This window comes from Actinomadura sp. DC4, from assembly GCF_030406325.1.
In the GTDB taxonomy this organism is placed as follows: domain Bacteria; phylum Actinomycetota; class Actinomycetes; order Streptosporangiales; family Streptosporangiaceae; genus Actinoallomurus.
Window position 1 is genome coordinate 318,297 of record NZ_JAUEQY010000008.1, and the last position, 26,913, is coordinate 345,209.

At 64.9% G+C, this 26,913-nt stretch carries 11 protein-coding genes; 6 read left to right on the forward strand and 5 right to left on the reverse strand.

Translation table 11 applies throughout. The annotated features are described in order from the left end of the window. Positions 1-433: 433 nt before the first annotated feature. Positions 434-2,299 carry an AAA family ATPase gene (locus tag QWU11_RS16390; protein ID WP_290109099.1) on the reverse strand — a complete coding sequence of 622 codons (1,866 nt, stop codon included), beginning with the start codon at positions 2,297-2,299 and terminating at the stop codon, positions 434-436. A gap of 332 nt (positions 2,300-2,631) precedes the next feature. Between QWU11_RS16390 and QWU11_RS16395 the strand changes: the two genes are divergently transcribed. After that, on the forward strand, positions 2,632-3,882 hold the full coding sequence (locus tag QWU11_RS16395; RefSeq protein WP_290109100.1) for a hypothetical protein: 1,251 nt from the start codon (positions 2,632-2,634) through the stop codon (positions 3,880-3,882). Positions 3,883-4,380: 498 nt separating this feature from the next. Here QWU11_RS16395 and QWU11_RS16400 read toward each other — a convergent pair whose 3' ends face one another. Next, positions 4,381-4,794, reverse strand: a complete 414-nt coding sequence (locus tag QWU11_RS16400) for a hypothetical protein (RefSeq protein WP_290109107.1) — start codon at positions 4,792-4,794, stop codon at positions 4,381-4,383. Between the two features lie 141 nt (positions 4,795-4,935). Between QWU11_RS16400 and QWU11_RS16405 the strand changes: the two genes are divergently transcribed. After that, the gene (locus QWU11_RS16405) at positions 4,936-6,033 is read left to right on the forward strand and encodes an integrase core domain-containing protein (protein WP_290109108.1); all 1,098 of its coding nucleotides are present in this window, start codon (positions 4,936-4,938) and stop codon (positions 6,031-6,033) included. Positions 6,034-6,332: 299 nt separating this feature from the next. Here the strand turns inward: QWU11_RS16405 and QWU11_RS16410 are convergent, their stop codons facing one another. From QWU11_RS16410 to QWU11_RS16420, 3 genes are read right to left on the reverse strand one after another with little or no spacing between them, the layout of a single operon-like run. Beyond that, positions 6,333-8,894 carry a DUF3962 domain-containing protein gene (locus QWU11_RS16410; RefSeq protein WP_290109112.1) on the reverse strand — a complete coding sequence of 854 codons (2,562 nt, stop codon included), beginning with the start codon at positions 8,892-8,894 and terminating at the stop codon, positions 6,333-6,335. After that, positions 8,895-12,239, reverse strand: a complete 3,345-nt coding sequence (locus QWU11_RS16415; protein ID WP_290109113.1) for a hypothetical protein — start codon at positions 12,237-12,239, stop codon at positions 8,895-8,897. It abuts the gene before it with no gap. Then, positions 12,236-13,348, reverse strand: a complete 1,113-nt coding sequence (locus tag QWU11_RS16420; protein WP_290109114.1) for a hypothetical protein — start codon at positions 13,346-13,348, stop codon at positions 12,236-12,238. The genes QWU11_RS16415 and QWU11_RS16420 overlap by 4 nt, the downstream gene beginning before the upstream one ends. 1,039 nt (positions 13,349-14,387) lie before the next feature. On the opposite strand from QWU11_RS16420, the gene QWU11_RS16425 reads away from it, so the two are divergent. The 4 genes from QWU11_RS16425 to QWU11_RS16440 all read left to right on the forward strand — a co-directional run bounded on the left by QWU11_RS16425 (position 14,388) and on the right by QWU11_RS16440 (position 26,293). Next, entirely contained in the window at positions 14,388-17,735 is a 3,348-nt protein-coding gene (locus QWU11_RS16425) for a LamG-like jellyroll fold domain-containing protein (protein ID WP_290109117.1), read from the forward strand. 53 nt (positions 17,736-17,788) lie between these two features. Next, positions 17,789-24,709: a polymorphic toxin-type HINT domain-containing protein gene (locus tag QWU11_RS16430; RefSeq protein WP_290109123.1), complete on the forward strand. Its 6,921-nt coding sequence runs from the start codon at positions 17,789-17,791 to the stop codon at positions 24,707-24,709. Between the two features lie 2 nt (positions 24,710-24,711). Beyond that, entirely contained in the window at positions 24,712-25,341 is a 630-nt protein-coding gene (locus QWU11_RS16435) for a hypothetical protein (protein ID WP_290109132.1), read from the forward strand. A 319-nt stretch (positions 25,342-25,660) separates the two neighbouring features. Further along, complete coding sequence (locus QWU11_RS16440; RefSeq protein WP_290109149.1) at positions 25,661-26,293, forward strand: DUF1963 domain-containing protein; 633 nt, start codon at positions 25,661-25,663, stop codon at positions 26,291-26,293. Positions 26,294-26,913 lie beyond the last annotated feature (620 nt).

A 26,913-nucleotide genomic window follows, 5' to 3' on the forward strand; every position in this document is an offset into this window, starting at 1 on the left:
CCTCAGCGCGCCGACGCCGGGAGGCCAGATCAATCCGAGGCCTCCGGGCCAAGGAGCCTCGCAGTAACGTCTCCAGCTGCGCTACTCGTTCCTCCACCGCCTGTGTTCGTGTCACCGCCTCCTCATCACGAGCCGCCACCTCGGCCTGGGCCCGCTCACGTTCACGAGCCTTACGTTCTCGTTCCTTCTGCCGCTGTGCCTGCTCCTGAGCCCGCTGCTCCGCCAGACGGGCCTTTTCCCACTGGCCATACGGTCCAGACGAACTAGCGCCCCGTGACACCTGCACCCCTGCCGATCGCTCGACTGCCAACACCCGCTGCGACCGTAACCCGCAGCGTCAACGACGACAATCCACCCTCCGATGCAGAATGACCTTCCTCCACGGGTCGAACATGCATGTGTTGGGTCTACTGCGTAACTGGTGATGCAGCGGCTAGTTCTCCTTGGCCATCAGGAGAGCGTGGTCGATGATCGTCATCAGCAGCGCAGGTGGATCAGCTTCCGTCTCCAAGGTCGCCTGACGATAGGTGTGTTCATTCTTTTTCTCGGTTCCGTGGCCTTGAGTGGCGAGCTCTTTTTTCTTGATCGCCCAATCGGGCCATTCGTCGTCGAGGAAGTTTTCTAGCGTGTCGTGAAAGACCGCATAATTTTTGGTCACCTTGGTCTGGGGCCAGTCTTCGGGCGTTTCGTTCAGTAGCGTGAGCAGACGGTGATTCTTTTTCCGCTCTGTCTCGATCCTGCCCTTAAAGTCCTGGTCGGAGTCCTTGGGCCTGCGCTCGGCGTGGCGGGCATCGCCGTCGAAGACCATGAACGTGGGGATGCCGAGCGAGGTGAGGATGGCGTGGGCCAGTGGGAGGTTCTGCTTCCCACCGACCTCTATGACGATGATGCCGTTGCTGTTCAGCGGGTCCAGGCGCAACCCGCACCCTTCGAGCACACCCTTGTCGCTGACACCTTCGGTAAGGATTACCGCGCGTGCGAACATCGCCTCAGGGAGCTGAGTCAGGTAGGCACGAGCGAACTGCTGCGACATGTGCCATTCGCTGACGGCTGCTCCGAGCCGGTGACGGACCTCATCTTGCGTGGTGGCGTGAACGCGGCTGGAGGGGGCGCCGTCCTCGACGGTGCGGCTGATCCGCCGGATCTGGTCGAACCCCTCGGCTTCGAGAAAGTAGGGGCTGTGTGTCGCGTACGCGATCTGAACGCCGCGCACGGTCTGTGCAGCGAGCGTTCGCAGGACGGAGGCGAACGTTCGGGCCTGCAACGGGTGTTGGAACAGCTCGGGTTCCTCGATGGCCAGGAACACGGTGCGGCTCGCCTCGCTGGCGTTGCGTTCGGCCAGCACCCGCAGCGCGGTGATCAACAGGGCGCGTTGGAAGCCATGACCCTGCTGGTCGACACGAGTGCTGGCGGTGCCGTCCTCGACCGACACCTGGAACTGGGCCTGTGGTACCCGCAGCTCGGGGATATGTGAGCTGACACGAAGCCTGCGGCCCCTCGTCAGGTGCTCGACCTCACGGGTCAGTTCATCGGACAGCTCATCGAGTTGGGCCTCGAAGTGTTCGGCGTGGATCTTGCCGCGGTCGTCGTTGAACACCGCCTGCAGTTCGAGTAGGTCTTTTTCGGCCTGCGTACGGTCGACGGCCTGGTCCATGATCCGCCCGATGACCGACCCCTTGGCATCGCGTCCCTCCTCGACCGCTCTGAGGTCGGCGCTGACGAAGACATAGTCGAATAGGCCCGTCATCTTCGCTTGGCCGGCGAAGCCGAAGAAGTGCCCGTCGGCCGTCAGCTCGGTGGCGACCAGTTCCTCGGGGTGCTCCCGTTCCCAGGCGCTCATCGCCTCCTCGGCGACTTGCGCGCCACGGACGGCAGGAAGGCCCAGCTCAGGCCTGGCGTCGCGCAGTGCCCTGTACGCCGCAGTCCGTTCACCGGCCCGTTCCAGACGGCGCACGTCTTCGAACGCGGGGTAGGCCTGCGCGTGACCTGACAATTTGGCCGTGCCGTCCTCCCAGCGGCGCCACAGCCGGACGGTCTGCGCACCCCCGGCCGCGTACTTGCCGAGCGCCGCTCGATCGAGCTCGGTGAGATCGCAGAACTGCACCTCAACGCTGATCTGCTTGCGGTCAGCGCCTGCCCACACGTCCTCGTCGGTCAGTGACTGGGCAGTCCCGTTGAAGAACCAGTCCAGGGCCCGCAAGACCGCCGATTTACCTACCCCGTTCGGGCCGATGAAGGTCGTGACCTCATCGAACCGGATGTCCACGTCCCGCAGGCACCAGTAGTTCTTGATCGCCACCCGTTGTATCCGCACCCATCAACCTCACCGGTCACAGACGCACCAGCGCAACCGAAATTCACTTCCTGACCGATCTACGCCAACCGTGTACACCGGGCGTGAACAACATGCGTCCTATCTCAACAAGGAGCATTGCACTCAACTAGGACAAACCTCGCAAATGAAACAAATGGCAACGTGGCGCTAGACCTGGCGATGGTCGGCCTCCTGGTCGTCGTTCGGCCGTTGCTCGCATTCATCAAGGGCTTCGTGACTTGCTCCAGGCGGGCGCGGATCGGCCGAGTAAGCCAACCGCGTTATAGAATTGACAACCGCAAGGGGGTAAGGATCAAATGGATTGGTTGAGTATTTTTGCGCCAGCCACCCTCATTGCGATTGGTGGCGTTTACTATGCGTGGCGTGCTCTGGACCAGATTGCCGTTACTGGTTCCCAAGAAGAATTTCGCGCGGAACGCATTAAAATGCGAGAACACTTTTCGGCTCTTTGTGATCTCGCTGCTAATATCCACACCGCAGAACGCTCTTCGCTAAGGCGCATCGGAAACAGCGGCATGCTGATCGAAGATTCGATGGAAGCGCTGACTCCCGTACCGCTTTCTTCCGTGCGCGTTGAGTGGGATGACTCAGAGCCTCCGGATAACCTGGAGCTTCGAAAATTGGCTCGGCGGATGCTGCCGAAGCGAACGCGATGGAAAAAATTCGCTACCTACTCGGCGGCTATGGGTAGCCTGGCGAAGCCAGCTCTCTTTGAAAACCAGTTTTGTTTTCGGGTCGTTTATGCGAACTGGCGTGACGTTGACGGTCCGAAGATAATCCTCGGCCGGGGGCGGTACTTCGATCTAATCGATCAGGCGGAGGCCCTAGCGCACGAGTTGTCGAGTGCCACGAAGAATCGAGCATCGTCGCCAACATGGGCTCAAATACCGATGCGCGCCAGTCTGGTGCGTGATCCGTTTTCCTTTGAAAGTAGAATTGTGCTCGCCTCCATCGGTACCCTAACAATCAGGCGCACTCCGGATGGGCGGGGAACATTTTTTCTGCTGTATCGTAAGGCTGGTCGAGTTGCGACCGGCGAGGCCGCCTACAATGTCCTTCCTGGCGGGATGTTTCAACCTGCGTCTATCTCGCCACTTGGTTATCGGCGAGATCTGAGTATTTGGCGAAATATCATGCGCGAATATAACGAGGAGATGTTGGGGGCGCCGGAAGCGAAGGGTGAGGGTGGTATGGAGGTTGACTATACGGAACCCCCATACTCTGACTTCGAGGAAGCGGTCTCTGCCGGCGATCTGCGCGTCTGGAGCTTTGGAGTTGGGCTGGAAGCGCATAATCTCACCCCCTGCTTGCTCACGGTCGCGACTTTTGAAGCAAATCTGTTCGACAGAATATTCGCATCGCTAGTGGAAGCAAACGACGAGGGCACCGTAGTCAGTGGTCCCCGGCACGGAGGAATTACTGGCCTACCTCTACGAGAAGCTGAAGTCAATGACCTTCTCGGCTCCTCTAAACTCGCTCCACCGGCTGCCGCTCTGCTGTACTTAGCTCTGCAATACCAAGATCTATTGCTAGCGCCGCCACCATAATGACGTTCTTCATCAAAGACGCATGGGGCCGCTGTCCTTGCCGAAACCTCATCAAGCCTGGCGAGCGGGCTCGCAGGACATAGTCACGTGTACGCACCACCGGCACGACTTCGACGCGCTGTGGGCGTCGAAGTCGTGTGGTCCTCGCTATGGGATCCGAGTCTGGCCGGATGATGGCCGGGCGGACGATGGTGGCTAGGGCAGAACGCCTCGGTACGACGCCGGTGATGTTCGTGGACGGTCACAGCGTTCCTCTGCGGCGAGGACGGCACGACCGGCACGTTGGATGCCTTCGCCGCAAGGCTCCGGGAAATGCTCTGACACCGTCCGAGTATGGGGGTGTTCGGCAGCTCAACGATCTCGGAAGGCTGACCGTGTGTCTGGGAGGATGGTGTGCCTGAAAGAGACGGCAAGCGAATGCCGACCGGCTTCATAAAGTTGCCAATGGTAACGGGCGGGTATGCAGCTATTCGTACTCATAGATCCATCAGATCTCGCCTACCATTCATCGCCCGGCCGCTGCTGTGGGAGATGGGCCATCATGTCGGCGGCTTCCATTAACGTGTTCGCGGTGGAGGCCAGGTCCAGGTGGGAAAGTACATCCGCAGCCTCCATCAGGGTCGATGCCGTACGCTGATCGGCCCCTCCGGAAGAATCGAGCATGGATTGGATAATGCGGTTCAGCTCCGTGAGATTGCTCTCGGTGAGCTCCCCAGTGTTCTGCAAGAGTTCCGCCAGCGTCTCTAGACGCTTTAGCGGCGGCTCAAAAACGGATTCGAGATAACGGGTGATCGCTTCGGGATCGCCAGCCGGGACCATAACTCTGTTGAGAACGGCTTTATCCTTACCTTCCCGCCTCTCTTTCCACTCCATTAACAGCTCCGGCAAATAGTTCTTCGCGCCAGTTTCCATCGTCGACCGCTGTGCCTGCCGAAAACCTCATCCATGCAGGTGAGGGGGGTGGAGGTTGATCGTCGGGTTCGGGCGTGGTGGTGGTTGATCACTTCGGTGCGCCTGCGTGTCAGGTGGGCGGCTGCGGCATGATGGCCGGCTGTGTTGTTGCGACTGGTGTACTTGACGGTGACGAACAAGTTCGCGGTGCTGCGTCTTCTTCCAGTGGGCGATCGGGACAAGGACATCGAAATCCTGGCGCTGCGGCATCAGATCGCCGTGCTGGAACGCCAGCTGGGTGGGAAGAAGGTGCGGTTCACCGCACTCGACCGAGCGATCCTGGCGGCGCTGGTTCACCGTCTGAGGCCGGAGGTGCTGCATCGGCTGCGGCTGCTGGTACGCCCGGACACGGTGCTGCGCTGGCACCGCGACCTGATCGCGGGTCGGCATGCTGCCCGGTCCAAGCCGAAACGGCCGGGTCGTCCGCCGACCGTGCGTTCCATCCGCGTCCTGGTGCTGCGAATGGTCCGGGACAATCCCGGTTGGGGATACCGGCGCGTGCACGGCGAACTACTCGTGCTGGGGGTGAAGGTCGCCGCGTCGACCGTGTGGGAGATCCTCAAGGACGCCGGGATCGACCCCGCACCCGAACGAGCCTGCACCACCTGGGCCGCCTTCCTGCGTTCCCAGGCCGACGCCCTGCTGGCGTGTGACTTCCTGGAGACCACCACCCTGTCCGGGCTGCGCATGTACGTGCTGGCGGTGATCGAGCACCGCACCCGCCGGATCCGCATCATGGGCGCGACCGTCCACCCGACCGCGTGCTGGGTGGCCCAAGCCGCCAGGAACCTGGTCAGGGACCTGGAAGACGTCGGATGCCGGGCGCGGTTTTTGATCCGCGACCGAGACGGCAAGTTCCCCGCGCTGTTCGACGCCGTCCTGGCCGATGCGGGCCTCGAGGTCGTGCTGACCGGAGTCCGGATGCCGAGAATGAATGCGATCATGGAACGGTGGGTGCAGACCTGCCGTCGTGAGCTCCTCGACCGGACGTTGATCTGGAACCACGGCCACCTGCTTCACGCGCTGCGCGAGTTCGAAGGCTTCTTCAACGAGCATCGACCTCATCAGGGCATCGCGAACGCCCGCCCGCTCCATCCACTGCCTCCACCTATCACCGATCCTGACCGAATCACTCGCCTGAACGTGCGACGACATCAACGCCTGGGCGGAATCCTCAACGAGTACGAGCATGCTGCTTGACCTGCATGGATGAGGTTTTCGGCATGCACAAGGTTGACGAGCTCGACCTGGCTGAGGGTTGTGGAGGCCTCTGTCGTCATGCGGTCAGGATGCCCTCCTGCCGAGCAGGTATTCACCGTGCCGGTTGAGGAGCAGCGCGGCGGTCTGGCGGATATCGAGCCTGATCGCAGGCATGGAACCCCCTCTACCAGGCGGATCAGAAACCGGCCGCGGTCACCAGAGCATCGACGATCTCAACCGCTCGTGGGTAGAACTACACGCGGCCCACCGGTGGCGTGACTGACTCATCCGCGTCAAGATCACGTCCCCAAGAACGAATCGGTGATCCTCGTCGGCAATAGGTACTCTTCGATCTGGGCAGCGAGGTGGAGCGGCCAGGGAAGAATTGTGCTGTCCCGGACGTACGGTGCCGCGTCGCGCAGGTCGTGAGCGAGCGCGGCCCAGGGTTCGGGTTGGTCGCCGTCCTGGATGCTGGCCACGAGCAGTTCGACGAACTGCGGGTTCCATACCTGAGCGTTCGGCTTCGGTGCGATGTGCTTCCCGTCGTGCTCGGCCGGCACGATTTTGGATACGCCCTTGAGCGCGCCCGAGCGGGTACTCGGCTTGCCGACGGTGCTGCCATAGACGCGGGGGAGTAGGAACTTCCAAAGCCCTTTGGGCTGGCCGGTGTCATCACCGCTGATGCCGTAGCACTCTGGTGTTTCCCCGTTTTCCGCCGTACGGACGCGGATGTGGCGCAGGCCGGGCAGCTTGGCGATGGGGCGAGGGTCACCGTCGAGGCTGAGGGTGTCGAGTGCGATGCGGCTGTTGGCGAGGCTGCCCCATACGCTCCGAAGGTTCTGAGCATGGGTGAACAAGAGCGTGTCGGGGTAGGCGCCGATGGCTTCGGCGAGGGCATCGTCGATGAACCGGATGACGGCGTCCGGGCCGCACTTCAGATCGGCGTTGAGGTAGCGCTTGCCGACCTCGATCAATCCGGTGTGCAGGGGCTGCCATGGCACTTCGGGTGCCCGGACTTGCACGTGTTGACCGGTCGGGTCGACGAGGATGGCCACGGGCACCTGGCGGGCGACGCCCCAGACGCGCCCCTTGTTCTGGCGGATCATCCAGACGGCCAGGAATGCGGGCTGCCGGGCGAGGGTGTCGGGTACCGGTGTAGGTAGCGATGCCGGGCGCACGCCGATTTGCCGGAACAAGTCGTCGACGGCGGCGGCGATGCGCTCACGATTCGGGTCAGACGGCTGTTTACCCTCGCGTACTCGTGGTGGGCGTCTGGGCTCGGTGACCGGGGTGATGAACTGGCTGAGCCGCCCACTACGCACCAGCCCATGCCGGATGGCGAATTTTGGGTCGTCGCCGCGGCGCCGCCCGTGGTAGGTGTCCGGGTGAGCGATCTCGACGAGAGTGACTGTCGGGTGCATGGCTTCACCGAGTGTTTGGGTTATGTGATCGATCCGAGCCTCCACGGCGGCCTGCTGCTTGCGTCCGTTGCGGTCCAGATCGGCGCGGATCGTGGGGGCATCCAATCGGCGGAATCCGATGGTGAGCCGGCCGAGGTCGAACAGGAGCTCGGCTTCGCCGAGCTGCTCAGCGCGAGGCGGTGTGACGCCGAGCCGGGTGCCGAAGCGGTCGAGGGCGTACTGGGTGGCGCGGTCGGTGTCGGTGAGCAGCTCGACGGTGAGGCGGGGACCGACGACCTCCCTGATGTTCGTTGCGGGGATGGCGCCTTCGGCGATTCCGCTGAGGCCCTTGTACACGGTGGTCTTCTCGCGTGGCAGCGCTGGGACCGGGCGCAGGTGCGGAGCCAGCTCGCCGACGACCCATCCCATCAACGCGTCGCGATCGGCAACGGACAGGCCCGCGCTGATCTTCTCCGAGGGAAGCATGCCTGTGCTGTAGACCAGCGCAGCGGCGTCGCCATGGCGTTGCAGATAGTCCAGGGGCTTGTCGGCGAGCTGCTGCGGGTCGGGGAGACGGCCGAGACAACCGGCCTGGTCCAGTACCCCGGCGAGGGCGTCATCCCATCTGGGCAGGTAGCTGCTCGTCCCCTCACCGTCGATGACCTTGGACAGCTTGATCTTCGCAGTGCCGAAGTGGCGGGAGTTTTCCAGCCCGGACAAATACGGCACGGTGGGTGCCAGGTAGACCGAGTGGCCATGGTCAAAGGCGAGCTTGCCGCGCACCGGCATCCAGCGTCGCACGCCGAACGAGAGGTAGATGAGTAGTTCGCTGCTTGTCGGCAGGGTCTGTGCCGTGATCCCGATCTTCACGGAGAAGGGTGTTTGATCCTCGACGCGCTCGGGCGGCCAGGACATGATCTCCGCGCCGTTCTCGCTGGGGCATCGCAGGAATCGCAGGTCACCGTAGGGACACTGGGCGTCGGGCCGGGACAGGGTTGCGGCGATCTCCATCGGCAGCAGGCGCATGGCCTGAGCCTTCTGATCAGGCGCGGCCAAGTTGATGCGGACAGGTGTCCAGGTCAGGTCGGAGGCCTGCATCTGGGAGAGCGTCGAGGAGATCTGCTCCGGTGTGGCTTTTTGCGCGCGGACCCATGCGGCGACCAGGTTGAAGATGGCTGCCGGGTTCACCTGTCGGTAGGCGAGCAGCCAGTCCTGGTCGTCGTCGCCGCGACCGGCGTAGGTCAGAGTAACGACGCAGTCGGGGACCAGCGCTGTGATCGCGTTGTTGAGCGAGGTGATCGGGATGCTGGCGACGTCACCGCCGCGTCGTGCCCTCGCCAGTTGGCGGAGCGGCTCTTTCCACCGGCAGGGGAAGCGCATGAGGTGGTAGTCGCGTTCGATCGGGGTGGTTGCGTCGAGGCGCAGGACAGTGACGGCGAGTTCGCCGTATCGGGGGGCCATTTAGCGATCTCCCATGGCGGTCAGGGCCTGGTACAGGGGCTGGTAGAGCCCTTGGACCAGATGACGGTCGGAGTCGGTAGCGGTGGGGTCGAAGTGGGGGGTGAGCACGTCGCGTATACCGTGCAGCAGGCTTGTGGTCGCATCGTCGAGGTCGGTGTCGGCCTCGCTGCGGGCGGCGGTCAGTGGCGCGAACGCCGCATCGCAGAAGTACACCTTCGCGGCCTGACCACCACGCAGCAGCCGGCCGACGACCTGCCAGATCGTCACCAGTTGGGTCCAGGCGACGCGTTTGCGTTCGTCCTCACCGAGCTGGCTGTAGGCGACCAGGGCGTGCAGCAGCCGCCGCCACTGGCGTTGCGCCGCACGCCGGCGCTGGTTGCCGGCGGCGGACAGGCGTTCGTGTGTCGGACAGTCGTCGATGGTGCGAGAGCGCAGCTGTTCGAGGGCGTACTGGTTGATCCGCTGCGTGACGTAGCCGAGGTCTTTCGGCCGCGGGTGGGGGCGGACAAGGAAGAACGCGGCACCGATGGCGGCGAGGCCTTCGGCATTGAGAATGTTGTGCCCGCGCTCCACGGCAAGGATCGGTGCGACCAGCAGCCACGCCTGGTCGGTGCCGAAGTCTGCGATCTCACCGCGGCGCAGTAGGTGCGCATCGTCCCAGCCGGTCTCCTGCTCGTCGTCGCCCACAAGGCACTTGACCTGGCCCTTCCAGGAGGATTTCTGCCGCAGCAGTTCGTCCGTGACGGTGCGGGCTTCGGCGTAGCTACCGACCAGCAGCATGACCTTCTGACGTCCGGCCGGTAGGGCGGCACGCTCACGCTCGAGCCGGTTCGGGCGGCCGGGCCCAGCGCCTGGCCGGGTCAACGCCTTGACCATCCGCCGCAGGGCGCTGGTTCGCTCGCTCCCGTAGCGGCCTGAGACCCAGATCGGTGTACTCCGCTCGCCGTCGTGCTGGATGTCCAGAGCGAACGTCGTCGTGGCGATGACGGCGAGCTTGTCCGGTGACGGGCGCAGGATCGCCTCGACCGGGACATCGATGTGGTAGCGAGGCGAGGTGCCGGCCCAACTCGTGCCGGAAAGCAGCAACACATTCGGGCCCGGACCCTCGGCAGGGAACAGGTCAGGTAGTCCGACGAGCAGAGCCCGTCCGACTCCGGAGTAACGGAAGAACCGGAATTCACCCAGCTGCCCGTCACGCTGGCCCGTGTCCTCTTCGATGTACTGGAACCCCAGCACGTTGCCCATCGGGGACTCCGGCACCGTAACGGCGAGGTCGCTCGGCGGTTTGCGGATCTCCGCCGGCAGCGTGTCGAACATGTCCAATTCGGCAGCGACCTCGGGCCACATGGTGAGCATCTGGTTGAGCCGGTGTGCCATCACCGCCACCGCGATGGCCAGCTCGAGACGCCAGACGCTGCGTTCGAGGTCCGCCGGCGCGATCTTCCTTCCCTCGACTAGCTCCTGGTCGCTGAGGTCGGCCAGCCATTGCCGGACGTCTTCCTCCCGCACATCCTCCTCCATGTCGGACAGCTGGGTCTCCGCGAGCGCGACCAGCCCGGCGGCCACCTCGCCCGACGTGCCGGTCGGGTCGTCGACGAACGCGTCGAACTGCGCGCGTAGCAGTAGGTAGAGCGGGTCCTGGTCCCAGCCGGAAGGCGGCTTGCGTCCACGCGGGACGGCGTAGCCGGCCCAGTCCTTGGCGAGGCTGTCGAACAATGCCCACGCAGTGAAATAGTCCGGGTCCAGCCAGGTCAGTACCGGCCTGCCCGGCCGGACCCGATCACGCTGCAGCAGCTGGTAGATGATGTCGGCGGCGGTACGGGCATGGTTGAGGGCCGAGATGAATCGGCGGATCTGCCGCGAGCTGACCGGAGCACGGCCGGCGGCCCGCAGCTTCGCCTGCACGCGAGCGCCGATCTCGTCGATCCACGCCTCTTCGCTGGGGCCGAGCAGCACCTGTGCGCTGGCGAACATCTCATCGAGGTTCGCTTGTACCTGATCGGCTTCGTCGACGAGGATCAGGTCGCTGCGGCGCCACGCCGCCTCGAGGTACCGCATCTGGTCGTGGCAAAGCGGTGATGGCACCTGAGTGTGCACCAGGCTCCACGGAGTCGCGATCCAGACGTTCGCCCGCACCAGCTGGCGCGCTGCCTCGTGCCGCTGGCAGCGGTGCCATAGGGGACACGTGTGCCGCGGGCGGTCCCGCCATCTGTCCATCGAGGCGTCGGGGTCGGCTTCGATCAGGTGCTGGCACGGTGCTTCGCGTACCTGCAACGGGGTGGCGGCCTGACGGAGAGTATCGAGCGGGCACGCCGTGCTGACGAGGTCGAACCCGTGCGGCTCGGTGGGTAGGAGCCGACCCGGTGGGGGCGGTTGGAGCCGGTGTAGCCGTTCGGTGTGCCGGGTCCGATTTTGCCCCATGATCGGGGCTGGGACCACGCGGGGGTACCACGACAGCTCGTGCACCATACGCAGCGCCGCCGAGTTGTCGCCGACAACGATCGCCACGTGGCGGTCATGCTGGGCCGCCCAGGTCGCGAGGACCTTCACCAGCGTGCTCTTGCCGACGCTGACCAGGCCGACCATGTGCAGCATCCGGTCGATGCGAAGGACGGTCGCATCGGTGAATGTGTCGTCGGCCATCCGGGCCTGCAGCGTGATGTCCGACAGGCGCTCTCGCCAGCGTTGTGGTTCGCGTTCGGCCTTGCTGTCGGCCTCATCCATTGCGGCCGCGGTCTTCACCAGTTCCTGCCAGGGGACCTCGATCGGTTCGCGTGGTCGTACCGTCAGGTCGTGGAGGGAAGAGGCCGGTGCGGGGGGAAGGTCGTCGGGCACGGTGACCCCGAACCCGCGCGCGGTGGAACTCATTCTGTACGGGCCCGGCGCGGCGAATCGTACCTCGGCCGAAGCGAACGGCAGGGGCTCGGTGAGCAGCTGTTCGTACCATTCCCACCGTTCGGGCGCGACGCGGCACTGCCGGCGGCGCGACGGGCGGCCAAGGGAGTCCAGGCGATAGCCGCGCACCTCCTCCGAGACCGACTCGTAGGCCCGTAGCGCGCCGTCCCATCCGTATGGGCGCTGGGTACGCCACAGCACGGTGCGCGCATTGGCGAGCCGTATCGGTGCGTCCGCCGGCGGGTTCGGTACGGCATCCCACAGCGCTCGATAACCGTCGAGCAACGCCGGTACACCGCTGGCCGCCTGGCCATCGGCAACGGTCTCCAACAGGTACAGGCACAGCTCGGTGTCCATGAGACGGGCCAGCGGAGGCTGGTTCCCAATCGGGTCATAGTGGCCTTCGAGCGCCCGGGCGAACCGTTTGCGCGCCACATCGATCTGCCTCATGCCTCCGCCTCCACCCGCGCGCGGACGAGGCGGAGGAACTCGGCCTCCGACACCGCCACAACCCGCTGTCCCGGCCGCACCTGCGGGCACGCCTTGCGTAGCCGTGCCACGTACCGCGGGTGTGCCTTCACCTGCTCACGCCCGATGACGATGAAGGCCTTCTCCGCTTCCGCAGGGACGGCGAACAACCGGTCCCGGAGGCGATGGGCCAGCCGCACCGGGTTACGCCACGCCTTGACGTCGGCCACCCAGTGCCGATCGTCGAAGACGGAAAGATCACAGGCATCGAAGTCGGGCCACAGCGCGACCGGAACGCCCATCGCGGCCACCGCATCGGCGATGCGAAGTTCGGCGTGTCCGGGCGCGACGACGAACGTGCGTAGCTCGCGCCGCAGCCACCGGGCTCCCTCGCTGACCGCATGCTCAGCGCCGGGCGTTCCCGGCGCGGGACACGACTCATCGGCGCATACCCACGTACGGTCATCGTCCAGGGGCAGCCGTAATCCGTCGCAGCCGCCACAGGTGCGTACGACGCCATCGGCGACGGCCTCCGGCGGCACGGGATCGTAGGCCTCCCGGACCTCGGCGCTCAGAAGCGCCAGGTCAGGCTTGGACAGCTGCGTGTCCAGTTCGAGCTCCGTGATCGCCGGACGCCTGATCAGGAGCTCACGGAAGGCGACGTACGAGTGGGGAGCATCCGCGGATCGGGCCTTGTCCATGACCGCGCGCATCAACGCGTTCTCACGGATCTCGCCTTCGACGTCACCGCGTAGACTGCCCAATTCCTCACAGGCCCTCGTGGGGCGGCCGTAGGCGAGCAGGGACTCGTCCAGGTCGATGTCGGAGTCGGGGAGAATTATCGTCCACTTCCCGAATTGCTCCTCGGCGAGCTGAAGGAGTCCGACAACGCTGGCCGGCGCGGGGGCGCCCTGATGCCAGGCCAGCAGGGTGAGCTTGTTCAAGGCCAACTGCAGGTTCGCCGGATACGGCAGGCTGAAGTCCTGGTCCGAAGCCGCCAGCTGCGCGTACTCCATGATCCCGGTGGCCAGCTGCGCCAGTAGTACCGGTTGGTCGGGTAGCCAGGACGGTGAGAGTGATGAATCAGTCAAAACGGCCTCTCACTACAACGTAGCAACAACATCTCAGAATGGCAGAACAGAAAGAGCCCTGCTTGACTTTCCGGGAATAGCTCCCTGTGCTCTTAAATGGGCATTAAGGCCTGTCCCGATTTCCGCATTCAGCGGCCTGTGGCGAGTGGGATTTCACGCTGCCCAGCCGACTGGGCGCGAGGCGGTGAGTCGGGTGAAGCGGGCACGGATCTCGGCGAGTTCGTCGGTGATGGCGTGTGGTTCGGCGCCGTTCGCTTCGCGGCTGGCCAGATACCGGGTGCCCGCCGGTCGGCGTGGGCGAGAAAGCGCCGGAGCCGGTGCGAGCTGGCAGGCCGGGGACCAACTGCACCCAGCACTCGTCGTGCCGCTCGTTCAGGACCGTTGTCCGGACGCCGCTAGGGTCGATCGCGAGGAACCAGACGGTGCGCTGGTCGCGGGACTGCACGACGGCGTACGGGCCGTGGGCGTCCCCACCCGGCGCCCGGCAGGTACTCGATCGCGCCCCGGTCCCAGCGCGCCTCGGTCCGCGAGCCGTCCAGCCCCGCGATCCACAGCGTGGTCTCGGCGTTGGCCCGGCCAGCCGCGGCATAGCGCACGCCCGCGGCGCCTGCCACTCCGAAACAAGGGTGGTGCGGCCGTCGGTGATCTCCGAAGGTCCAGTCGTCGATGGATGTCGAGGGAGTGAATCGACGGCTTCGGGTATCGGTCGGGATGGTTACGGATGGTTAGGTGTGCGGTGCGCCCCGATGGCCGGTCGCGGCCGTGACTCTGATGGTTCTCGGCGGCCCTCTGTCGCTTCGGCGGATCTCTGCAGCTAGACGACTAGGCCACCGGGTTTACTCCCAAAGCACGTGACTTACATCACTCTTTTCTGGCTGTCGGAACTCCTTAAGTGGGTGTTACGTTCCGTTCGTTTTTGCACCCGCTTTGCCTTCTGGGGGAGTCTTTGACTGGTTTGCGGTGCTTTCGGGGGGTTCGTGCGGGTCGAGGGAGTCGCCGTCGAGAGGTCGGCAGCGGGTTCTGGAAGGCCGCACTGGCGATGACGCTGGCCGTGTCGTTGCTCCAGGTTCCGGGGACGGCGAACGCCGATGGCACCGCAGGGCATCGCGGGAAGAAGACGGAGTCGGCGGCGTTGGCGCAGGCACGGGCTTCGGGTGAGTCGGTAGAGGTGGAGGCGGAGCGCTCGGAGTCGCAGCGTCTGCTCGCCAATCCCGATGGCTCGATGACGTTGGAGACCTACGTTCTTCCGAAGTGGGTCAAGCGTGCCGACGGCTGGGTGCCGGTGGACACGAATCTCGTCGTGGGCGCGAACGGAACGGTCGCACCGAAGGCGACTTCGGCGGATCTGAAGTTCTCCGGCGGTGGTGACTCGGCGCTGGTGACGATCACCAAGGACGGTAAATCACTGTCGCTGGCCTGGCCGTGGGTGCTGCCCAAACCGGCCCTTGCCGGTGACACCGCCACGTACGCGGACGCGATTCCCGGCGTGCCAGGTATTGATCTGCGGGTACGCGCCGGAGCGCAGGGCTTCTCCGAACAGGTCGTCGTCAAGACCCGGGAGGCGGCGGCCGATCCGAAGGTTGCCCAGGTCCGGTTCACCACCACGGTCAAGGACGGGACGCTGCGCGCGGATGGCGAGGGCAACGTCGAGGTCGTCGACGCCGCGGGCACGCCGGTGTTCGACGCGCCGACGCCGATGATGTGGGACTCCGCGGGCGGTACCGCGCCGCAGCGACGCACGGCGGCGGTCGCGGCGGATGAGCCCGATGACGATGCCCATCAGGCGCTGATGGACGTCACGCTGTCCGGGCGGGACCTGGTCGTCACCCCGGACCAGCAGATGATGACCTCGCCGGACACCCAGTTCCCGGTGGTCTTGGACCCGGACTGGACCACCTCGAAGCTGGGCGGCACCGGCACCGCGTGGGTCGACGTCTCCTCCTCTGGCCTGCACTCCTACAACGGGAATGAGTGGAAGCAGGCGAAGGCCGGTCACTATGAAGGCTGGCCCGGCAGTCCGAGCTCGGACACTTATCGGGCCTATTTCAAGTACAACGTCTCCAAGGCACTGCACAAGAAGATCATCGCGGCGGAGTTCCACGCGTTCCTGGACCGCTCCTTCACCTGCACCAAGTCCGTAGTAGAGCTGCACAAGTCCGCGTCCTTCTCAAGCTCGACGCGATGGTCGAACAAGCCTGCGGTCGGCACTCTCCTGGACTCGTCCAATACCTCCGGCGGGGAGCCCGGGTGTGACGCGCATGACGTGAAGCTGGACGCGAAGCCGGCGGTCACGGGCAGCGCCTCGTCGGTCTACCTGCAGCTCAAGGCCGAGAGCGAGAGCAGCCAGTCCTACAAGTACTTCAGCAACGTCTATCTGACGGTGAACTTCGACTCGCTTCCGACCGCGTCCGGTCTGGGCCTGTCGAATCCCAAGACGGGCTGCGGCACCGCGGCGGCGCCGGCGGTGGTCGGCAACTCCGCGCCCTCGCTGGTCGCGACGATCTCCGACGCCGACCCGGAGAATCCGCACGCGAGCTTCGAGGTCTGGAGCGGTACGACCGGTGGGGCCAGCCTGGCTACGAAGACGACGGCGGGCGCGAAGTCGGGATCTCAGCATTCGATGGTGTTGCCGGCCGCCACGCTGGTGGACGGCCAGGCGTTCCGTTGGCGGGTGACCCCGGTGGACACCGCGTACGCGGGTACGGCGAGCGGCTGGTGTTACTACCGGGTGGACAAGAGCGCCCCGGAGACCGAGCCCGCGGTGACCTCCTCGAATCTGGCGGACAGCTCGTCGGGTGAGCCCAACGACGTGATCGGCCGTTCGGCGGCGTTCGCGTTCGCGCCGAACGGTGCGACCGGTGTCACCCGGTATCAGTACGCGTGGGGCGATGACGTCGCCGCCGGTGCACCGGGTGCACCGTCCATCGTGGCGGGCACCGACGGCTCAGCCCAGGTGAGCCTCACAGTCCCGTACACGCAGGACTTTGTCGTCCGCCTGTATGTCTTCAGCTTCGACGCGGCGAACAACCGCAGCCTGAGCCCCGGCGTCTTCGAATTCAATTTGGCGTCGCGCTCTGGGCCGGTGGGTCAGTGGAAGGTGGACGAGACCAGCGGTCCCGACCTGGCCGACTCGGCAGGCGGTGACACCGCGACGCTCACGGGTGGTACTCCGGGCGTTGCCGGGCGGGTCGACCAGGCGCTGCGGTTCACCGGCAACGGCGACCACGCGACCACCCGTACGGCCGCGGTGCACACCGACAAGAGCTACACGGTCTCGGTGTGGGTGCGGCTTACCGACGGCAGTCACTACTCCACCGCCGTGAGCCAGTCGGGTACCAATTTCAGCGGTTATCAGATCTACTACTCGCCGTCGACGAAGAAGTGGACGTTCAACCGGCGTGTCTCCGATGCCGCCGACGCAGCGAACACCCTCGTCCAGGCGGACACCCTGGCGGTGCTGAACGTCTGGACCCACCTGACCGCCGTCTATGACGCGCCGGCCCAGCGGCTGAACTTCTACGTCAACGGTGCCCTGCAGACGTCGGCGCCATCCTTCACAACACCGTGGGACGCGACTGGTCCGGTGGAGATCGGCCGGGTCCGGACCGGGGGCGGGTACGACGACCCCTTCCAGGGCGACATAGACGACATCAGGGTCTATGACCGGGTCGTGTCCGCCACGGAACCGGACGCGCTGGACGGTTCGACCGGCGGCGTCGCGGATCTGGCGAACCGGCCGGTCGTAGAAGAAGGGCACTGGACCGGTGATCTGGGATCCGGTGCGGCGGTGGCCGACTCCAGCGGCCGGGGCCGGGACGCCACGCTGAGCTCCGCAGCCGCTTGGACACCGGACGGTCAGATCGACGGCGCGCTCAACTTCAACGACGTCAACAAGGAGCACGCCCAGACGGCCACCTCGGTCGTCCGTACCGACACCAGTTTCACAGTGACGGCCTGGGTCAAGCTCGCCAAGCTCGGTACGACCGCTACCGCCGTCAGCCAGGACGGTGCCCGGCGGAGCGGCTTTTTCCTCGGGTACCGCATGTCCGGCAGCGACGGCTACTGGTCGTTCACCTTTCCCAACGCCGACGACGACACTGCGGACTGGACCCACGCGCACGGGGCGAGCGCCGTCGTTCTGGACGGAGAGTGGCACCACCTCACGGGTGTCTACGACGCGGCCGCGCGCAAGATCCGGCTCTACGTCGACGGCGGGTTGCAGGCGGAGACCGCGTTCACCACGCCATGGAGCGCGGGTGGCGTGTTCCAGCTCGGCCAGTCCAGGTACAAGGGCGCCGCGGCCGATCCGTGGCCCGGTGGCGTCGACGACGTTCACGTGTTCACCGGCGTACTGACCGCCGACGAGATCAGCGACATCGGCTCTTGATGACGGCCCGTCGCAGTCGCAGGTGTTTTGGAAGGTCACAAGTGGAGGCATCGGTGACAGGTCGTCGGCGTGGCACGCGCTGGATGCGAATGGTGCCGCACATCGCGGCGATGCTCGTGGTCGTCCTGGCCGTCGGCCTGCTGTCGGCACTGCCGGCGGACGCGGTCGCGGCCTGGCATCCGGCCAAGGCGGCGCAGCAGCGGTCGGTGCCTGGCCACGATGCCGGCTACCGGACACAGACAGCCGCCAAGCAGTCCAAGCCGAAACCGCCTCCTGCGGTGACCTGGCCGAAGGCGGGGGAGGCCGAGGTCGGCATCCCCGCGAGCGGGTCGGTCCAGGCGGCCGGGCTGCCGGTCAGGCTCGGTCCGTCCGGGAAGGCGCGCTCCGCCCAGGCGGCCGCCGGCGCCGTACGGGTCCGTGTCCTGGACCAGGCGTCGTCGACGCGGGCCGGCGTCAATGGGCTGCTCCTCACGCTGGCGGCGGAACCGGGACAGGCCGCGAGCGGCGCCACATCTGCTCCGAGGAACCTGGAGCCGGGCCGTCCGGGCCGTGCGCTGGTGCAGGTGGACTACTCCAAGTTCCGCCATGCCGTGGGCGGTGACTGGGCGTCCCGGCTGCGGTTGGTGCAACTGCCCGAATGTGCGTTGACGGCCCCGGAACGACCTGAATGCCAGGCCCAGACACCGCTCGTCTCGAACAACGACGTCGCCAAGGGCTTGGTGGCCGGCGAGGTCGCCGTACCGGCCCAGCAGAGCACCGGCGTGGTCGCACTGGCCGCCGGCGCGTCGGGCTCGGCGGGCAGCTTCGCCGCGACGTCGCTGTCACCGTCTTCCACGTGGCAGGTCGGCGCGCAGACCGGAGACTTCTCCTGGTCCTACCCGCTACGGATGCCGCCGTCGCTGGGCGGCCCGGTCCCGCAGATCAACCTGGGCTACTCCTCCAGCGCGGTGGACGGGCAGACCGCGTCGACGAACAACCAGTCGTCTTGGGTGGGTACCGGTTTCGACTTCTCACCCGGCTACGTCGAGCGCCGTTACCGCTCCTGCTCTGATGACTCCAGCCTGACGCCCAAGAAGCAGGACCTTTGCTGGCGTTACGACAACGCGACGATGTCGCTGAACGGCAAGTCCACCGAGCTGATACGCGACGACGCGACTGGGGTGTGGAAGCCCAAGGACGACGACGGTTCGAAGGTGGAGAAGCTGCTCGGCGCCACCAACGGCGACGACGGCGACACCGGAGCCACCGGCGACAAGGGCGAGCACTGGCGCATCACCACGCCGGACGGCACGCAGTACTACTTCGGGCTGGGGCACCTGCCCGGCTGGAACAACAGCCCGATCACGAACTCGACCTGGACCGTGCCGGTCTTCGGCAACGACGCGAACGAGCCCTGCCACAAGTCCGGTACGGACGCGGCCGACACCTTCGACAAATCCTGGTGCCAGCAGGCGTGGCGCTGGAATCTGGACTACGTCGTGGACCCGCACGGCAACACGATGACGTACTGGTACTCGCCCGAGACCAACTACTACGGGCGGAATCTGAAGTCCACCGGCGTGCAGTACACGCGCGGCGGCACGCTGGCCCGGATCGACTACGGCCAGCGCAAGGACACGATCTTCACAGCGAAGGCACCGGCACAGGTCACCTTCAAGACCGACGAACGCTGCTTCCCCACCGGCACCATCACCTGCTCCGACAGCCAGTTCACCACCGCGAACGCCAAGTACTGGCCGGACGTGCCGGTAGACCAGAACTGCAAGTCCGGCGCCTCCTGCACGAACCTGAACACTCCCACGTTCTGGAGCCGTAAGCGGCTGACCGGGGTCACGACGCAGATCTGGAACGGCACGAAATACGACCCGGTCGACACGTGGGCGCTGCGTCAGGAGATGAAGGACCCTGGCGATGGGACCGACAAAGGTCTGTGGCTGGACGGCATCACCCATACCGGCAACGTCAGCGGCACGACTGCCTCGCTGCCCGAGGTGACCTTCGAGGGGACCAAGCTGCCGAACCGGGTGGACCCGCTGCAGGGCCCGCAGATGATCAAATTCCGGGTCTCCTCGATCACTTCGGAGTCGGGCGGGGTGACCTCGGTCAACTATGTCCCGGCCGAGTGCACGCAGACGAACTTGCCGCCCGCAGAAGACAAGAACGACAAGCGGTGCTTCCCGCTGTACTGGACGCCGCAGGGCGCGACGAGCCAGAAGCTGGAGTACTTCCAGAAGTATCCAGTCGCATCCGTAGGCAATGACCCGCGCATCTCCGGCACCCCGCCGGTCGTGACGAGCTACACCTACGAAGACGCTCCGGCCTGGCACCACGACGACGATGACGGCCTGGTCGAGGAGAAGTACAAGACCTGGTCCCAGTGGCGCGGCTACGGCAAGGTCAAAATCACCACCGGTGCCGACGGGGACACCCAGTCCCAGACCGAGTCACTGTTCTACCGCGGCATGGACGGCGACGAACTCAAGTCCGGCCATCGCGACGTACAGATCACCGACTCCGAAGGGCACGCGGTCACCGACTCCGAGGTGTTGGAGGGCCAGACACGCGAGCAGCTCGTCTACGACAAGCCGGACGGGCAGATCCAGAGCGCGATGGTCAACACGCCGTGGGTGAGCGCGGCGACCGCCAAGCGCGTCAAGTCCTGGGGCGCCGCGACGGCGGCCATGGTCCGTACGGGATCGACCGCCACCCGTACCCTCCTGGGCGACGGAACATGGCGACGAACCCAGACCACCACCCAGTACGACGACCACGGCCTGACCGTGCAGTCCGAGGACGCCGGAGATCTGTCCACAGGGGACGACGACACCTGCACGCGCACGAGCTACGCCCGCAACGACACCGCCGGGATGCTCAACTACGTCAGCCGTGAACTGACCGCCTCGGTCGCCTGCCCGGCCTCCGACGCCGGGCTGCCCGACGACAAGGTCATCTCCGGCACGCAGAACCTCTTCGACGGCAACGACTTCGGCGACGCGCCCACGACGGGAGACGTGACCGAGACCCGGCGCCTGACCGGATTCACCGGCGGCGCCGCGGACTGGCAGACCGACACCAAGAGCGAGTACGACCCCAACGGCCGCGTCACCGCCAGCTACGAGGGCGGCAAGGCCGACCACAAGACCACCACCGCGTACACGCAGGTCACCGGCGGCGGCCTGGTCAACCAGACCGTGGTCACCGATCCCGCCGGATACAAAGAGACGACCACCTACGAGCCGGCGTGGGCCGCCCGCAAGACGGTCGCGGACGCGAACGGCAAGACCATCTCCCAGCAGTACGACCCATTGGGCCGCCTGACCAAGGTGTGGATGCCGGGCCGTACCACCGCGATGTCACCGACCGCCCAGTTCACCTACACCGTCGCCAAGGACAAACCGGCCGTGGTGACCAGCGCGGAACTGAACGCCGACGGCTCGACGTACTCGACCTCGTACTCCCTGTTCGACGGGCTGCTGCGCCCGGTGCAGACCCAGGCGCCCGCCAAGACGGACAGCAGCGGCGTCGTCACCGGCCGGACGATCGCCGACACGTTCTACAACTCCAGCGGCCAGGTCATCAAGACCAACGCCCCGTACTTCAACGGCAGCCCGCCCTCGGCCACGTGGTACGCGGCGACGGACAACGAGGTCCCGGGCCAGACCGTGACGACCTACGACGGCCAGAGCCGCCCCACCGTCCAGGCGTTCCAGCAGCTCGGCGTGGAGAAGTGGCGCACTACCACCAGCTACACCGGCGACACCCTCAGCGTCGTACCCCCCAAGGGCGGCACCCCGACCACGACGATCATCGACGCTCAGGGCAAGACGGTCGCGCTGCGTCAGTACCACGGAGACACCGCGAGCGGCACCTACGACGAGACCCGCTACGGCTACGACAGCGCGCAGCGCCCGACCACGGTGACCGACCCCGCCGGCAACGTGTGGACCACCCACTACGACCTGCTCGGCCGCAAGACCAAGGTCGATGACCCCGACAAGGGCACCACCAGCTACACCTACACCGACCTGGATCAGACCGCCTCCAGCGAGGACGCCCGCGGCAAGAAGCTGTTCTACGACTACGACGTCCTCGGCCGCCAGACCACCGAGCACGCCGACACCCCCGCTGGCCCGAAGCTGGCCGAGTGGCTGTACGACAAGATCACCAAGCCTGACGGCTCGACGGTCGACGTCCTCGGGCAGGCCGTCAGCGCGATCCGCTACGCCGACGGCGACCCCGCCAAGGCGTACCGGACCGACATCACCGGCTACGACGACGCCTACCGGCCGCTCGGTACCCGGGTGACCATCCCCGCCGTCGACGGCAACGGTGATCTCGCCCGCACGTACGACACAACGATGACGTACAACAACGACGGCTCGATGGCGACGATGAAGCTGCCCGCCGCCGGAGGGCTCGCCGACGAGACACTGAAGTACGGCTACGACGCGCTAGGCCGGCCCAAGACGTTGAAGGGGACCACCAGCTACGTCTCCGACACCGGCTACGACGGCCTCGGAAACCTCTCCACCCAGTTGATGGGCACCACATCCGGGGCCTTGGTGCAGCGCACCTACACCTACGAGACCGGCACCAACCGGCTGAAGAACGTGGTGACGGACCGGCAGAAGGCCGCACCGTTCCGCGTGGAGAACACGACCTACAACTACGACGACGCCGGCAATGTCCTTAACGTCGCCGACCGGCCGGGCAGCAGCCAACCGGCCGACAACCAGTGCTTCCGCTACGACTACCTGCGACGGATCACCAACGCGTGGACCGGCAACGACGACTGCTCGGCCGATCCTTCGGCGAGCAGCATCGACAAGACCGGCCCGGCGCCGTACTGGCAGTCCTTCGGCTATGACCTGACGGGCAACCGCACCACTCAGACCGACCACGACCTGGGCGGCGTATCCGCCCAGGACACGACCAAGACCTACGCCTACCCGGCGGCGGGCGGCGTCCGCCCGCACGCGGTGCAGTCGGTGACCACCGACTCCCCGGTCATCCCCGGCGGAGGCGCCGGGGGTCAGAGCGTGGACTCCTTCGGCTACGACGAGACCGGCAACACCACACGCCAGACCGTGGGCGGAGACGACGAGACGTTCACCTGGGACGCCGAAGGCAACTTGGCCACCTCGACCAAGGCCGGCCAGACCACTTCGTTCGTCTACGACGCCGACGGCGACCGCCTGCTACGCCGCGAACCCGGCGCCACAACGCTCTACCTCGGCGACATGGAACTACGCCTGGACACTACGGGCGTGGCCGGGACTCGTTACTACACGCTCGGCGACGCCACCGTCGCGGTGCGGACCGTCAACGGCGTCCAGATACTCGCCGACGACCACCAGGGCACCGCGACCCGGGCGATCGACGCGACCACCAACCAGGTCAGCGAGCGGCATTACACCCCGTACGGGTCTCCGCGCGGCGCCGACCCGGTGAGTTGGCCGGGGGAGCGGGGCTTCGTCGGGGGCACCAAGGACAGCACGCTCGGGCTGACAGAGCTCGGGGCTCGTGAGTACGACGCCGACAACGGCCGGTTCCTGTCCGTCGATCCGATGATCGACACCAGCGACCCGCAGCAAATGAACGGCTACGCCTACAGCAACGACAGCCCGGTCACGAACTCCGATCCCAGCGGCCAGATGGTCGATGAATGCAGCCACGGCAGCTCGACCTCATGCGCGGGCTGGACGGTCGGCAACATCAAGCACTACGCGCCCTCCTGGACGCCCTGGCACGGCACCTACTACGGCGACGCCTACTACCACGAAGGCCAAGGCTCCCCGGCCGCCGAAGCGGCCAGACGGCGTGCCGCTCAGGCCGCCGCCGCCAAGCGCCTGTGGGCGGCCCAGCAGAAGAAACTGGCCCTCAAACGGAAACTCGCCAACGCCGTCGGTGCACTGATCAAGATCGCCGCCGACGAACTCGGCATCACCGCCGGGATCGACTGCTTCGCCAAGGGCGACCTGGCCGCCTGCGGCGAGACCGCCTTGAACGTGATGCTCAGCTTCGCCGGCGGAGTCCTTGGCAAGATCGCCTCGCGCTACGGAAGCCCCTGGAAATGGGCCAAGGCGGCCAAGTTGGTCGGCGCCGTCGGCAAGTTGGTCGGCACCATCACCAAAGCGGTCAAGGACATCTTCAAAGTCGGCGGCGAACTTCGCACTGCCGAGAAGGACCTTGCCGCGGTATGCCGAGTCAACAGCTTCGCACCTGGCATTAAAGTCCGGCTCGCCGACGGCACCGACAGCCCGATCGAAAAGATTAAGCTCGGCGACAAGGTCCTGGCAGCCGATCCGAAAACTGGGCGAACACGCGCGATGCCCGTGGTCGCCACCATCATCGGTGTCGGGCACAAGGACCTCGTCCGCATCACCACCGAGGCGCCACGAGGCAAACGACCGGGTGTGATCGTCGCCACTGCTGGCCACCCCTTCTGGACACCAGACACCCGGGCTTGGACCGACGCCGCCAACCTCGCCCCGGGTGACAACCTGTCCACTCCGGCGGGCAAAGCCCTCAAGGTCCTCCGCATCCAGCGCTACCGTGGGTATCAGCAAGCCCGCAACCTGACCGTCGCACACCTTCACACGTACTATGTACAAGCGGGGACCGCATCAGTCCTCGTGCATAACTGCGACGGCGTCCCCGACATCGTCGTTAGCCGGAGTCGCCATCCTGAGGCAGCGCAGCATGTTGAAGATGCTCAAGACGCCGGTCATCCGTCATATTTGACGATCGATCGGGCTGGAGCTTCGCAAAGACGCGGCGAATCGATGCGTGGCAACCCCTCGGTCTCTGGTAAGGACCGCGACGAGTATCCGCCAGCGATGTTTGAGGAAGGAGGGAGCGGGTCAAGTGTTAGGGCGATTGACCCATCCGATAACCGTGGTGCAGGATCGTCGATCCGTCACCAATGTAGCGGTCTCTCTGACGGAGAGCTCGTACATATTGTGGTGTGTTAACTATGGCTTCAGCTGTCAGCGCGCTTCTTTCTGTCGCCGGACCACCTGTTGGTCCGCACGTTAATATCGAAAATGGCCTGCGATCCGGTACACGCGAGGAGGAATTGAAAGCAATTTTGAGTAGTAGAAATGGCTTCTATGCCTTCGAGTCTGCGCTTCATATTTTCCCGTCGTGCGCCACTGGCTCAGCGATGGATTTGCAAAAGTGGAACGCTGAGAGTCTATGGCGCTACGCTTATGGCGGTATGACACAAGGACATTTCTTCTTTGCTGAAGATGTTTTCGGTTATCAGTTTTCTATTAAAGACGATCGAGTATTTTCGTTCGATCCAGAAACGGGTGAAGGAGAAGTTTTTGCTGATAGTGTAGAAAAATGGGCGAGGCTAGTCTTGGATGACTATAACCGCCACACAGGCTATCCGTTCGCGCATGAATGGCAGTCGCGCTACGGTGTGCTCGCGGAAAACACACGCTTGACTCCCAAGATCCCATTTGTCTTGGGTGGTGAATTCTCGATTGATAATCTGTATATGCTTGATTCTGTGAAGAGTATGCGTCTACGGGCTGATTTGGCACTTCAACTCCTAAATCTTCCCGACGGCGCGTCGGTGCGCTATAAAATCGTTGAGTAGCGAGATAAAGCTGTCCTCGAGAGGCGGGTGCTGCCTCGATAGACTCTCTCAAAGTGTGCGATGTCGTTGACCGCTGCTTCATTTAGCTTACTTGATTATGTGTCTATGAGGCTGGGCTATGACAGAGATAATTGTCAACAATGCCTAATGGGAACACGCAAAGTGCCGAGTGTGATGCGCAGTAAGTCTGAAAACGCTTATCTCGTTAGTGTTTTCACATGGGTTATGAATGTCCTAGTGGTACACATCACATCTTGACAAACCCGTATCTGGCCATGTTTACACGGGTGATTTGGGATGCTCAGTCATGACTATCTTGATGACATATGCCGGGAAGGCCGAGGCGTGCTCATCGTCGACGCGCATCGGTGGCATGCCGCTCATGCCGGTTGGGTTCAGCTGGCCAACGTGCGCTACATGCGCCAGGCCGATGCAGTTCGTGGCTCAGCTTCTTTTGCAGGACCTCAGCTCGTTCGATGCTGTACAGGTGGCGAACAGGCGGGGCATGTTGTCGATCTTTATGTGCCAGAACGATCCCGGTCTATGCTCGGATTGGGATCCGGCCTCGGGCGGCAACCGGGCGCTGCTTTTCCCCGATGTCGGGCTCGTGCCTGCAGCTGTGCCGGCACAGGGCAACACTCTATTGCCCGATGCGTGCAGAATCGAGTACACGAAGATCGGCGTTGATGGCTATGACGAAGCCCGCAACAGCTGGTGTAGGGCAAGTGACCGGCCGCTGCCAGACGTTCTCGGTCAACTGGGCGGGATTCCGTCGTGGCTGCAGGGGGACGAGACGCAGTCGTGTCCCTCATGCGCTCAGCCCATGACTTTTGTGGCGCAATTTGAAGAAGGTAACGACCTTCGCGCTGCGGCGAACTTCGGCGGAGGCGGCTGTGGATACTCGTTTGCCTGTTCTCCTTGCCAGAAGGCCGCGTTCCTCTGGCAGTGTTGATCAACGCAGCTTTGAGTAGAAATGTTTGGCCTGTGGGTGCCCGTAATTCGGCTTTTGGGGCATGGAAACAAGATCGTGGGTGTTGGTCTGCGATTTCGTGACGTGAGCATGATGGTGTGGCAACCTGTGCTGCCGTGCCATAACTCGTGCAGGGTAATTGACTTGGGCGTCTAGTCTCAGCGGTCATGTCCTCCCGGGTCCTCTATTCAATCTTCGTCCGGTCGGCGGTGAGTACCGGCCGCCCCCGCCGTCAGCGAAATCATCGAAGATGTGAGCCCGGCCGCCGTGGGGTCAGCCTACAGATTCAGGATCTGGTGTTCCGGCTGGCGAGGGGGAACCCCCGTTGGGGGTATCGAGAGTGCATGGTGAATTGATCCGGCTCGAGTACCAGCTCAGCGAATCGACCGTGCGGCGGATCCTGCGGTCCCGGCGGTGCGGCCCAGCTCCACGAGAAGGTCGGCCAGCGTTGTCCCTGCCGAAAACCCCGTCCATGCAGGTCAAGCGGCATTTTCGTACTCGTTGAGTATTCCGCCGAGGCGTTGGCGTCTTCGCACGTCCAGCCGGGTGATCTGGTCGGGTTCGGTGATGGGCGGGGGCAGCGGAGTGCGCGGGCGGGCGTT

Coding starts and splice junctions, on each gene's coding strand:
- QWU11_RS16395 (WP_290109100.1), top strand. CDS start 2,632: ATGGATTGGTTGAGTATTTTTGCGCCAGCCACCCTCATTGCGATTGGT.
- QWU11_RS16400 (WP_290109107.1), bottom strand. CDS start 4,794: ATGGAAACTGGCGCGAAGAACTATTTGCCGGAGCTGTTAATGGAGTGG.
- QWU11_RS16410 (WP_290109112.1), bottom strand. CDS start 8,894: ATGGCCCCCCGATACGGCGAACTCGCCGTCACTGTCCTGCGCCTCGAC.
- QWU11_RS16415 (WP_290109113.1), bottom strand. CDS start 12,239: ATGAGGCAGATCGATGTGGCGCGCAAACGGTTCGCCCGGGCGCTCGAA.
- QWU11_RS16425 (WP_290109117.1), top strand. CDS start 14,388: ATGACGCTGGCCGTGTCGTTGCTCCAGGTTCCGGGGACGGCGAACGCC.
- QWU11_RS16435 (WP_290109132.1), top strand. CDS start 24,712: ATGGCTTCAGCTGTCAGCGCGCTTCTTTCTGTCGCCGGACCACCTGTT.
- QWU11_RS16440 (WP_290109149.1), top strand. CDS start 25,661: ATGACATATGCCGGGAAGGCCGAGGCGTGCTCATCGTCGACGCGCATC.